Consider the following 11,127-nt stretch of genomic DNA (forward strand, 5'->3'; position numbering starts at 1 on the left):
TTTTCATGAATTCGCTGAAGAAAATCCTTCTTGGAGAACAGGGGCTGGTGGTTATCTTCGCGATTGCCTTTGCAATCGTCTCCATCGCCGTCCCGAACTTCCTGACCGAACGCAACATGCTGGGGTTGCTGCAATCGGTCGTCACCATCGGCATTGTCGCCTGCACCATGATGTTCTGCCTCGCCTCGCGGGATTTCGACCTGTCCGTCGGCTCCACGGTGGCGTTTTCGGGAATGGTCGCCGTGATGGCGTCGAATGCGAGCGGCTCCATCATTCTCGGCCTTCTGGCCGCCCTCGCCTGCGGCTCGCTGGTGGGGCTTTTAAACGGCGTCGTAATCGCCCGCTTCCGCATCAATGCCCTGATCACCACGCTCGCAACCATGCAGATCGTGCGCGGCCTCGCCCTCATCTCGTCGGATGGCCGCGCCGTCGGCATCAACGATCCGGCATTCTACCAGCTCGCCCTCTCACAATTTCTCACCGTGCCGACGCCGATCTGGATCATGCTGATCCTCTTCGTCATCTTCGGCTTCGTCCTCAACCGCACCGTCTTTGGAAAAAACACGCTGGCAATCGGCGGCAACCCCGAGGCTTCTCGGCTGGCGGGCGTCAACGTCGCCAATATGCGCATCTGGATCTTCGGGCTGCAGGGCTTCGTCTGCGCCATCGCCGGCATTCTCCTTGCCTCGCGCATCACCTCGGGCCAGCCCAACGCCGCGACCGGCCTCGAACTTTCAGTCATCTCGGCCTGCGTGCTCGGCGGCGTCTCGCTGGCAGGCGGACGGGCGACCATGACGGGCGTGATCGTCGGCGTGATGATCATGGGGATTGCGGAGAACGTCATGAATCTCCTCAATATTCAGGCCTTCTATCAATATGTCGTCCGCGGCCTTATTCTTCTCGTCGCCGTCCTGCTCGACAATCTGCGGTCCTCGGCGGTGGGGCGGGGGGGATTGCGCCTTGGCGCTTGATTACAAACCGGATTGTTTGCCGGTAGACGTTACGGCCGCTGCCCCGCACCGAGCCCACCGCAAGCTGCTTCGTCTCGTCGAAGGAGGCCGCAAGAATACTCCCTGCGCGCGCATAGGCGACACCACGGGACCAAGTGGCCGCATCGAAGAAACCCGCGAACTGCGATTGCGTGAAATCCATGCGATCCGGCTCCGCTGCCCGCCACCATAATCTGTCCTTTGTATAGCGATATTCTTCCCGGACCTCCAGCCGGTCACCATTCTCTCAAAACAGTCCCTATCCCAAAACTTATCCCACACTTCCCCGTAGCGTTTAACGTTTGCTTCAGTTCCTCCCGCGGGAACGCGGCTCGCGACGGCGGGTCTCGCGGGGAGGAACCGGCGCCTCCGGTTCACCGCTGACGAGCGGGCGGCCTCGGAGGTTTCCGTTAAAGGGTCCCTTTCGGGAAGGCCGAGACGGGACGTGGGGACATAAACCCCGCGACGATCCCTAGCCTTTCTCCAAGGGAAGCGAAACGGAAATTGACGGACGGGCGGTCTTGCGGCCGCACCTGAAATTTATAATGAGAATTGGCAAGACCGCCCGTCTTCCCGCATTCCTCTCAATGACCAGACGCGAAGGCGGGCGTGGTGATCGTCCTTCTTGCTAAATGCCGGCCAATATTATCCACATGGTTCGCGAGCCGCGCGCTTGGTGAGCAATCCGGCGGCAAACCGCTCAAGCCTCACAGACCGAGATCCGAAAGGCCGGGATGGTCGTCAGGCCGGCGGCCGAGCGGCCAGAAGAATTTCCGGTCCGCTTCGGCGATGGGCCGGTCATTGATCGATGCGAAGCGTCGCGCCATCAACCCGTTTTCGGCGAATTCCCAGTTCTCGTTGCCATAGGAACGATACCACTGGCCGCTATCGTCATGCCATTCATAAGCGAAACGCACGGCGATCCTGTCGCCGGCGAAGGCGAAAAGTTCCTTGATCAAGCGGTAATCGAGTTCCTTCGCCCATTTGCGCGTCAGGAAGGCGACGATCTCGGCGCGCCCGACCGGAAATTCGGCGCGATTGCGCCAGCGGCTGTCCTCGGTATAGACGAGCGACACGCGCTCGGGATCGCGGCTGTTCCAGCCGTCTTCCGCCATCCGGACCTTGGCGATTGCCGTCTCATACGTGAAAGGCGGTACGATGCTCATGCATTCCTCCGATAGTCTCGTTGTTGGCGGGGCGCTTTTGGCGCCCCACCAAATAGCTTATTCCTCACGATAACCATATTCCGGCACATTCCCGCTGGCGCCGTAATATTTATAAGGCAGGAACTTGCCGGACATCGTGAATTTGACCCGGTCGCCCCTGGGGTTCGCCACCCGCTCGATCTGCATGTCGAAGTCGATGGCGGACATGATGCCGTCGCCATATTCCTCCTCGATCAGCGCCTTCCAGGCGGGACCGTTGACCATCACCAGCTCGTAGAAGCGATAGATCAGCGGATCGGTCGGCGGCATCGGGGCGCCGCGCATGGGCGTCTCGTTCAGCATACGGATTTCCGATGGGGTCAATCCGAAGAGCTCACCGGCATTTTCCGCCTGCGGCCGGGTCAACTTCATCTGGCCGAGGATGGCGCCGACGATCAGCACCTCGGAATAGCCGCCGATCTGCTCGCAGATATATTTCCAGCTCCAGCCGTTGTCGCGCTTGATGTCGAGCAGCTTTTCGGTGAGGTCGGCACGTTTCATGATTGGTCTCCTTTAAGACTGTAAATGATCGATGGGATCAGCGCCCGCTGGCGGCGGCGGAGAGATTGGCTCCAGCCGATGCGGCACGCGGCGTCCGGTGCGGGACATTGCGCGGGTCGTGGCTCGCGCCTTGCGATGCGAAGGCCTTGCTGCGCGTGATGAGGAAATCGATGATATGGTTGCGGACGGCGTAGTAATCCTCGTACCGGTGCAGATCGACGCGCGAGCGCTGCTTCGGCAGGGGATTGCGCACGACTTCCGCCACGACGGCGTTCGGGCCGTTGCTCATCAGAAAGATCTTATCGGCGAGATAGATTGCCTCGTCGACATCATGGGTGATCATGAAGGAGGTCTGCCCGGTTTCGTCGCAGATACGCCGCACCTCGTCCTGCAGCGTGCCGCGGGTAAGCGCATCGAGCGCCGAGAACGGCTCATCCATCAACAGCATCTTTGGCGTGATCGACAGCGCCCTGGCGATGCCAACGCGCTGTTTCATGCCGCCTGAAAGCTCCGAAGGCCGCTTGTTCTCCGCCCCCGATAGCCCCACGAGATCGATGAACTTGCGTGCATGAGCGCGAACCTCCGCTCCGCTCCATTTCGGCCAGCGGGAGGACACGGCATAGGCGACATTGCCCATGACCGTGCGCCAGGGCAGCAGCGCATGGCTCTGGAAGATGACGGCGCGGTCGAGGCTTGGACCCGAAACGGCCTCACCATCGACGATAACGGCCCCTTCGTCTGGTGTATCGAGCCCTGCAAGGATGTTGAGCACCGTCGTCTTGCCGCAGCCCGAGTGGCCGATCACGCAGCCGAATTCGCCGCGCTCGAGCGACAGCCAGAGATTCTCGAAAATCGTGGCCGGCACCGCCGATCCCTTGACCGGATAGCGGCGGGCGATGCCTTCGATGGAAATGAATTTCGGCATCTAGCTACTCCGGAAAGGTGACGAGACGCGTCATTCGCGCCAGGATCTGGTCGAACAGCATGCCCACCATGCCGATCACGAGAATGGCGATGATGACATTGGTGATCGACAAATTGTTCCACTCGTTCCAGACGAAGTAGCCGATGCCGGTGCCGCCCACGAGCATCTCTGCCGCCACGATGACGAGCCAGGCAATCCCGATCGATATTCGCATCCCGGTGAGGATGGTCGGCGCCGCCGCGGGCAGGATGATGGTAAAGGCGCGGCGCAGTCCGCCGACCTCGAGCGTGCGGGCGACATTGAGCCATTCCTTGCGCACGGAAGCGACACCGAAGGCGGTGTTGATCAACATCGGCCACAGCGCGCAGATGAAGATGACGAAGATCGCCGAAATCGCCGAATCCTTGATCGTGTAGAGAGCCAGCGGCATCCAGGCGAGCGGCGAGATCGGCTTCAGCACCTGAATGAACGGATCGACTGCACGGCTGACGAGCGGCGACATGCCGATGAGGAAGCCGAGCGGTACCGCCATCGCGACCGCCAGAACATAACCCAGCAGCACGCGACCGACCGAATAGGCGAGTTGGATGCCCAGCCCCTTGTCGTTCGGCCCGTTGTCGTAGAAGGGATTCCTGAGATGGTCCCAGAGCGCGGTGACGACATCCGCCGGCCCCGGCAGCGCCGACTTGCCAGTCGTCGCCGTCAGCCCCATCAGGCGTGCATATTCGGGGTCCATATCCGTCGTCTGGCCGGTTCCCATGGTGGAAAACTGCCACAGCGCCAGGAAGACCGCGAGGATGAGGGCCGAAAGCAGCCCTGCCCTGATCGTCAAAGATGTCTGCACCCTAGTTCACCTTCCTGATTGCGAAGCTGTCGAGGTAGGCCTGCGGTTCCCCGGGATCGAAAGTCTTGCCCATGACGACGAATGTCTTTGTGGTCTCCTTCGGCGGCGTCATCCCGACCTCGGCCATCAGTTTCGCGGTGTCGGTTGCGAGGAAGACTTCCTTGGCGATCGAGGCATAGTCGACATCGCCCTTGATCTGCCCCCAGCGCTTCATCTGGGTCAGAATCCACACGGCGAAGGACTGCCAGGGAAAGGGATCGAAATCGACGCGGTTCGGCTGCTTCACGACCTTGCCAAGGCCATCGGCATAGGTGCCCGTGAGGATCTGTTCGAGCACCACTTCCGGCTGGTTCAGGTAATTGGCCGGGGCGATGGCGGCGGCGATCTCCTTGCGGTTGTCAGGCTCATGGGCATAGGCCGTGGCCGAGATGATGGCGCGCAACAACGCCGCATAGGTGTTTGGCATCTCGTTGATGAATTCCTTCGACGCTGCGAAGGCGCAGCAGGGATGCCCATCCCAGATCTCCTTGGTCAGGATATGGATGAAGCCTGCCCCGTCATACGCGGCGCGCTGGTTCATCGGGTCCGGCCCGAGGAAGCCGTCGATGTTTTCGGCTCGCAAATTGGCGACCATTTCCGGCGGCGGAACGGCACGGATCTGTACATCCGTGTCCGGATCGATCCCGTGTTCGGCCAGATAATAACGCAGCAGGTAGTTGTGCATCGAATAATCGAAGGGGACCGCGAATTTGAAGCCCTTCCAATCCCTGGGGTCACGCCGGTCCTTGTGCTTCATGGCAAGCGTGATGGCCTGGCCGTTTATGTTTTCCACCGCAGGCATGGCATAGGGCTGCGGATTGGAACCGATGCCCATGGTGATCGCCAGCGGCATCGGGGACAGCATATGTGCCGCGTCATATTCCTTGTTCAGCGTCTTGTCGCGGATCACCGCCCAGCCGGCGGTTTTGATGACCTCGACGTCGAGGCCCTCTCTGGAATAAAAGTCCATCGGCGCGGCCATGATGATCGGCGTGGCGCAGGTAATCGGAATGAAGCCGACCTTCAGTTTGGTTTTTTCGAGCGGTCCGGTCTGCGCAAAGGCTTCCGTCGCCGCCGCAAGCGGGAATATCTGCGACAGCGCCGCTACCGCCGTTGCGCTACCGACCGCCTTGAGGAAGCCGCGCCGCGAGGCGTCGCGCGGGAACATCGCCCGCAGCACGGCCGATGCGACGACATTTTCGTAAAGCTTTTCCTCTCCGGCCTCCGCTGCCCGGAAGGATGCGGCATGTTCCTCTCCATCCTTATGCCGGCCGCAACTGCAGCCCTGGGACCTCAATCTGGATTTCTCGTCGAATGGATTTTCGAACATCGTTGCCGTTCCCCTGTTTGTCTTGATTGGGAACAAGCAAGAGGCGTGCCAATTCGACTTTCCGCGGCTTTTGCCGGGAAAGGACAGGTAATGGCGTGAATAGGCCGTCACGAAATTTCGTGATATACGAAAAATCGTAAACTCATTTACGGAATATCGTCATGGACACGCTCAGGCAGGTTCTTTTCGAACATTCGCCGCAAGCCCAGATCGTCATCGATGCGGACAGGGATGCGATTATCGACGCCAATGCGGCTGCCTGCCGGCTCCTGGGTTACGACCGCAGCCTTCTTCTGGAAGCGAAGGTCAGCGATCTTCACGCCGGGCAGTTGCCGACATTGATCGTGTTCACTCAAGGGATCATCGACAAGGGAACCTACAGGAGCACCCGGCTGATGCCGCGACACGCCGCGGGCCGGGAACTCCACGTGGAATATGTCGGCTCGCTGGTTGGAGGCAATACCGGGGAGCGGCTGATCCTTCTCGTCATCAATGATCTGGCGGAACGGCGGCGGCGCTCGATCGACGATGCCGCGGAAGATTTTTTGGGCGGCGGGCTGACCGAATGGCAGCGGGCCGAGCGGGTCTTCCGGGACATCGAGCGCGAGAACCGGCTCATCTTGCGCGCCGCCGGCGAAGGCATTTATGGGGTGAACGCCGAAGGCAAAACCACATTCGTCAATCCCGTGGCGGAGCGGCTGCTCGGCTGGACTGCGGAAGAGCTTGCCGGCCGCGATATCCACACGATCATGCATCACAGCCGGGCGGATGGCAGCCACTATCCGCATGACGAATGCCCGATCTACGCCGCCTTTCGCGACGGCGCCGTACACAGGGTCAATGACGAGGTCTTCTGGCGCAAGGATGGCAAACCGGTCTGGGTCGAATACACGTCGACGCCCATCCGCGACCGCAATGTCATCGTCGGCGCCGTCATCGTCTTTCGCGATGTCAGCGAGCGCAAGGAAGCGGACGAGCGGCTGCGCGCCGCGCTTCTGGAGGTCGACAGCCTGCGGCAGCGTCTGGAGCTGGAAAACGCCTATCTGCAGGAGGAAATCCGTATCGAGACGAATGCCGCCGGCATTATCGGCCGCTCGGAAGCGATCCAAGCGACGCTGCGGCAGATAACGCTCGTCGCGCCGACCGACGCCACGGTGCTGATTTCGGGCGAATCCGGCACGGGTAAGGAACTGATCGCCCGCGCGATTCATGAGGCGAGCGAGCGCAAGGACCGGCCGCTGATCCGCGTTAACTGCGCCGCTATCCCGCGCGAACTCTTCGAAAGCGAGTTCTTCGGTCACGTGAAAGGCGCGTTCACCGGCGCATTGCGCGACCGGATCGGCCGCTTCGAGCTTGCCGATGGCGGCACGCTGTTTCTCGACGAGGTTGGCGAGATCCCACTGGAACTCCAGGGCAAGCTGCTGCGCGTCCTGCAGGAAGGCCAGTTCGAACGGCTCGGCGAAGAGCGCACCCGCAAGGTCGACGTCCGGATCATCGCCGCCACCAATGTCGACCTCAAGCGGGCGGTGCAGGCGCGGACATTCCGCGAGGACCTCTATTTTCGCCTCAACGTCTTCCCGATCGAATCGGCACCGCTCAGGGCGCGCCGCGAGGATATTCCGCTCCTCGCCCAGCATTTCCTAAGCCGGGAGAGCCGGGCGCGCCGGTCTGACCTGACACTATCGAATGCCAATATCCAAGTCCTGCAGCGCTATGACTGGCCCGGCAATGTCCGCGAGCTGCAGAATGTCATCGAGCGGGCAATCATCCTATCGCATAACAACCGCCTCGATTTCGACCTACCCGACGCGCCAACGGCCCGCCGGCCCTCCCCGGCACAAGCAAGCGTCTCCGCAACAGTCCTGACCGAAGCTGAGATGCGCCAACGCGACCGTGCCAACATCGTCGCGGCCTTGCGGCAATGCGGCGGCAAGGTTTCCGGTCGCCGCGGCGCGGCCGAATTGCTGGAGATGAAGCCAACGACACTTGCGTCGCGGATCGCTGCGTTCGGGATCAGCGCGGAGGAATTCGCGGCGGCTCCGTCCGTGGCGCCGCAAGTGGAGGAGCGAAGAAAATGAAACCCGTGATCGGGCCTTTCAGCGGGATACGGCGAAGCGTTCCAGTTTGCCCAGCGTTTGCAGTCCCAGTTCCACGGCGCCGAAGCCCTTCGCATCCTGGAACTCGGCAGCTGTGTTGAATACCATGCCCAGCGTCACCTTCGTCGCCCCGTCCTGATCTTCGAACGAGGCCCAGGCGTCGGCATGTTTGGGTCCGTTTTCACCCCAATGCAGCGTATAGCCGATCCGCTTCTGAGGCAGGACCTCCTTATAGAGATGGTGGTTCGGGAACACCGTGCCATCAGGCGCGATCATGTCGAACACCCATTCGCCGCCCGCTCGCAGATCGATCCTCTTCGTTCGGCAGGAGAAGCCATCCGGCCCCCACCATTGCGGCAGGGTTTCAGGGTTCATCCACACACCCCAAACGGTTGAGCGCGGCGCCCGGATCACGCGCTGCAGCACCATGGTCCGTTCGGCCACCGCCTCGAGATTGTCCAACCCCCCGTCGAAGCCTTCGCGATAGTTTGTCTCCATGCCCTCGACCAGCGCGGAAAGCTGGACCGTCACGACTAATCGGCTGCGCTCCTCAATGCCCGAGATATTAGCCGTTACCAGCGCCGCTGATTGGGGCACACCTTCGGATGAGATCACCTCGTAGTTGACGCTGCGCATCTCCGGCTGCAACGCCAGCCAGCCGCACTCGCAGCGGATGTCCGGATGGCCTTCCATCCTGCACAGAGATATTTCGCGCCCGCCAACCCGCGTGTCGGCTTCCAGAAACTCTACGCTGGCCGAGGGCGACGGCGCGGCCCAGATCGCCCGCGCCGCCGGGGCTGTCCATGCCTCCCACAGCGCGGCCGGCGGCGCGGCCACGTCCCGCTCAAAGGTGAGCGTCGCAAAGCGGCCCGTCCCTTCATCGGGCACCGGACGGATCACGCTGTTCGTGGCAAGGTTCTGTGTCATTCGTTGCTTTCCTTCATTACATCCATCACAAATGCCTCCAGCCGGTCGAGCCGGGCCTCCCAGATGGCCCGCTGTTCATCGAGCCATGTCCGTACCGGAGTCAGAGCCTCGGGCACGATGGCGCAGGTGCGTATCCGCCCGTCCTTGGACGTGGCGATCAAGCCTGCTTCCTCGAGCACGGAAAGATGCCGCATCACTGTAGGCAGCCGCAGGCCCGTGGGCTCAGCCAGATCCGTTACCCGCGCGGGCCCTTCGGCGAGCCGTGTCAGGATCGCCCGCCGGGTGGGATCGGCGAGCGCGTGGAAGAGCAGCGAGAGATCAGAATCATGCTTAGCCATATCGCTAACTATCACCCGATTTGCCGGTGATGCAGGCGAAAACTTCGATAACTTGCTAAGTTTCCGAATCTGCCCCCCTCGATGTTGCCAACCGGTCCTGCTGCGCCCGCGATTAGATGAATGGAAGGCCGTTGATCGAAGCAAATATTGTCGGGCGCTCGGCGCTGGAAGAATATTCGAACATTTCGGGCGCATCCGGGAATTTCCTCTTTCCTAGCCGATAAAATTAAACCGGGCGACGTTCCTCTCATTGCCACCGGTAAATACCCTTCTTTTCCAGGATAAACTTCGCATTTTCCCGCTGTTACGCAGGCAATCTTTCCGGATAGTTGCTTTTATGACGATTTATTTTTCAGCGGAGATCCTCGGCTGATCATGACCTCACAGATTGCATGTATCGCCACGCGCTGACTGCCAGTCACTCGAGGAACAGCATTTCGCCGATAAAGAGGCTGCCGAGGCCGCTCATGGCGCCGGCGAGCTCGAAGCCGGTGAGGCCCATTTCCATGCTTATGCCGTAAAGTTCGGTTTCCCGCCGGATTCGATGCAGGATGGCGGTTGCGTCGAGACCGAGCGCGCGGGCGAGCCAATAATCCGCGATCATGCCGTGGCAAAGGCAGAGGGACGGCTGCCATTCTCCGAGCAGGGCGGTGACGATGCGCATGTCGGCATCATAGACATCGGCGGGAATATAGGGCCGGCAATGCAGCCGCGAAAAGCCTATCCCCACGGTCCCATGACACCAGGAGGTGTTGCAGCCGCCGCCTTTATCGAGCCGTGGCCAGCCGGCTTCCGTCCGGTGGCGGGTTTCGTGCGCGATATGGCGCATGATCGTTTCGATTGCTTGCGCATCGCGCCGTCCGAAATAGGTCATATATTGCGCAAGGACGGAGGAGACGCCGGCGGTTCCATGGGCAAATCCGAGAAGGGTGTCTTCGGTGAGAAGCGCTGCGGATTTTTCCTTCAAGAGTTCGAAGGTAAAAGCGGCGAGCTTCGCCATGTGATCCGCGATAGGATAATGGCGGTAAAGGCGGTGCAGCCGCAGAAGCATCTCGAGCATGCCTGCCGCGCCGCTGATGATATCGAGGTCCTTATACTCGCTCCAGTCACCAGTCAGAAGATGGCGGGATAGCCGGGCAAGCTCCCTGTCGAGCACCGGCAAAATCCAGGGAAGCCGATCCGGCTCGACCATGCTCGCGGCCCAGAGGATTCCGGTCGTGCCGTCATAGGCGCCGGGCGCAGCCTGCGTCCCATCCTTCACATTCTCCAATTCGCGGATTGTCTGTCTGGCGAGCACACGGGCGAAATCGAGGAACCGATCACAGGAGAGCCAGCGTCCGACCGCATGAAAGGCCAGCGCCAGACCGGCGGAGCCGTCATAGAGATCGCTTCCGCTTAAGCCCAGGCGGATCGTGTGCTCATCAAGCGTCTTGACGTTGCGCCAGCAATAATTGCCTTCGAGTATGGTGGCTCGCTCCATCACACCTTCAAGGACGTTGCGCCCAAGTTCGGCGAGCCAGCGATCATCGGGAATATCGGCGAGACCGGCATAGCTGGAGCCGCGCGGCACGCTACCCTGTTGCTTGTGGGCGTGGTAGGCCAGGAAGGAGTAACGGATGTCCTCCTCCACCTGCTCGATAAAGGCCGGCGTGAGGCGGGCGAGCTCATAGTCGACGTTCCCGCTCGGCGAGTGCGATATCGGAGTCGGCAGCTTTCTGCCCTGCCCATCGAAGAGCACAGCCTCGTTGAAGGCAATTTCGAAATAGGGAACGTCACCCCGGCTGAGTTCGGCAAACTCCGCCGCCAGAATATCACTATCCCGCATTCCGCAGGCAATCGCCCGAATGTCCCTCTCCGCTTCCCCATTGGCCAGCGAGACCGGATGATAGATATTGTGGAGAACCTTCATATATTCCGCTGTCGCCCGGCGGAC

10 protein-coding genes are annotated in these 11,127 nt (G+C 61.1%); 2 read left to right on the forward strand and 8 right to left on the reverse strand.

Annotation, left to right across the window (positions count from 1 at the left end; genetic code table 11):
• Window positions 1-5: 5 nt before the first annotated feature.
• The gene (gene araH / locus ACOWVG_RS16605) at window positions 6-971 is read left to right on the forward strand and encodes an L-arabinose ABC transporter permease AraH (RefSeq protein ID WP_420963430.1); all 966 of its coding nucleotides are present in this window, start codon (window positions 6-8) and stop codon (window positions 969-971) included.
• A gap of 725 nt (window positions 972-1,696) precedes the next feature.
• Here the strand turns inward: araH and ACOWVG_RS16610 are convergent.
• From ACOWVG_RS16610 to ACOWVG_RS16630, 5 genes are read right to left on the reverse strand one after another with little or no spacing between them, the layout of a single operon-like run.
• Complete coding sequence (locus ACOWVG_RS16610; protein ID WP_420963431.1) at window positions 1,697-2,155, reverse strand: DUF1348 family protein; 459 nt, start codon at window positions 2,153-2,155, stop codon at window positions 1,697-1,699.
• Window positions 2,156-2,212: 57 nt separating this feature from the next.
• A complete protein-coding gene (cynS, locus tag ACOWVG_RS16615; RefSeq protein WP_420963432.1) occupies window positions 2,213-2,695 on the reverse strand; it encodes a cyanase in 483 nt (160 codons plus the stop codon).
• A 37-nt stretch (window positions 2,696-2,732) separates the two neighbouring features.
• On the reverse strand, window positions 2,733-3,620 hold the full coding sequence (locus ACOWVG_RS16620) for an ABC transporter ATP-binding protein (protein WP_420963433.1): 888 nt from the start codon (window positions 3,618-3,620) through the stop codon (window positions 2,733-2,735).
• A 4-nt stretch (window positions 3,621-3,624) separates the two neighbouring features.
• Window positions 3,625-4,464 carry a nitrate ABC transporter permease gene (ntrB, locus tag ACOWVG_RS16625; RefSeq protein WP_420963434.1) on the reverse strand — a complete coding sequence of 280 codons (840 nt, stop codon included), beginning with the start codon at window positions 4,462-4,464 and terminating at the stop codon, window positions 3,625-3,627.
• A gap of 1 nt (window position 4,465) precedes the next feature.
• A complete protein-coding gene (locus tag ACOWVG_RS16630; RefSeq protein ID WP_420963435.1) occupies window positions 4,466-5,833 on the reverse strand; it encodes a CmpA/NrtA family ABC transporter substrate-binding protein in 1,368 nt (455 codons plus the stop codon).
• Between the two features lie 161 nt (window positions 5,834-5,994).
• Between ACOWVG_RS16630 and ACOWVG_RS16635 the strand changes: the two genes are divergently transcribed.
• Window positions 5,995-7,911: a sigma 54-interacting transcriptional regulator gene (locus ACOWVG_RS16635; RefSeq protein WP_420963436.1), complete on the forward strand. Its 1,917-nt coding sequence runs from the start codon at window positions 5,995-5,997 to the stop codon at window positions 7,909-7,911.
• Between the two features lie 18 nt (window positions 7,912-7,929).
• On the opposite strand, the gene ACOWVG_RS16640 is transcribed toward ACOWVG_RS16635, so the two are convergent.
• The 3 genes from ACOWVG_RS16640 to ACOWVG_RS16650 form a co-directional block, all read right to left on the reverse strand.
• Window positions 7,930-8,856, reverse strand: coding sequence for an SRPBCC family protein (locus tag ACOWVG_RS16640; protein ID WP_420963437.1), 927 nt, complete (start codon window positions 8,854-8,856; stop codon window positions 7,930-7,932).
• Window positions 8,853-9,194, reverse strand: coding sequence for an ArsR/SmtB family transcription factor (locus ACOWVG_RS16645; RefSeq protein ID WP_420963438.1), 342 nt, complete (start codon window positions 9,192-9,194; stop codon window positions 8,853-8,855). Before ACOWVG_RS16645 ends, ACOWVG_RS16640 begins: the two co-directional genes overlap by 4 nt.
• A gap of 418 nt (window positions 9,195-9,612) precedes the next feature.
• Window positions 9,613-11,127 (reverse strand): lanthionine synthetase LanC family protein (locus ACOWVG_RS16650; RefSeq protein ID WP_420963439.1); only part of this gene is annotated, 1,515 nt, incomplete at its 5' end.

It is taken from the genome of Brucella sp. IR073 (assembly GCF_049065735.1).
In the GTDB taxonomy this organism is placed as follows: Bacteria; Pseudomonadota; Alphaproteobacteria; order Rhizobiales; family Rhizobiaceae; genus Paramesorhizobium.

Excerpts from the sequence above, each read along its gene's own strand:
- araH (WP_420963430.1), top strand. The coding sequence starts at position 6 with ATGAATTCGCTGAAGAAAATCCTTCTTGGAGAACAGGGGCTGGTGGTT.
- ACOWVG_RS16610 (WP_420963431.1), bottom strand. The coding sequence starts at position 2,155 with ATGAGCATCGTACCGCCTTTCACGTATGAGACGGCAATCGCCAAGGTC.
- cynS (WP_420963432.1), bottom strand. The coding sequence starts at position 2,695 with ATGAAACGTGCCGACCTCACCGAAAAGCTGCTCGACATCAAGCGCGAC.
- ACOWVG_RS16620 (WP_420963433.1), bottom strand. The coding sequence starts at position 3,620 with ATGCCGAAATTCATTTCCATCGAAGGCATCGCCCGCCGCTATCCGGTC.
- ACOWVG_RS16630 (WP_420963435.1), bottom strand. The coding sequence starts at position 5,833 with ATGTTCGAAAATCCATTCGACGAGAAATCCAGATTGAGGTCCCAGGGC.
- ACOWVG_RS16635 (WP_420963436.1), top strand. The coding sequence starts at position 5,995 with ATGGACACGCTCAGGCAGGTTCTTTTCGAACATTCGCCGCAAGCCCAG.
- ACOWVG_RS16640 (WP_420963437.1), bottom strand. The coding sequence starts at position 8,856 with ATGACACAGAACCTTGCCACGAACAGCGTGATCCGTCCGGTGCCCGAT.
- ACOWVG_RS16645 (WP_420963438.1), bottom strand. The coding sequence starts at position 9,194 with ATGGCTAAGCATGATTCTGATCTCTCGCTGCTCTTCCACGCGCTCGCC.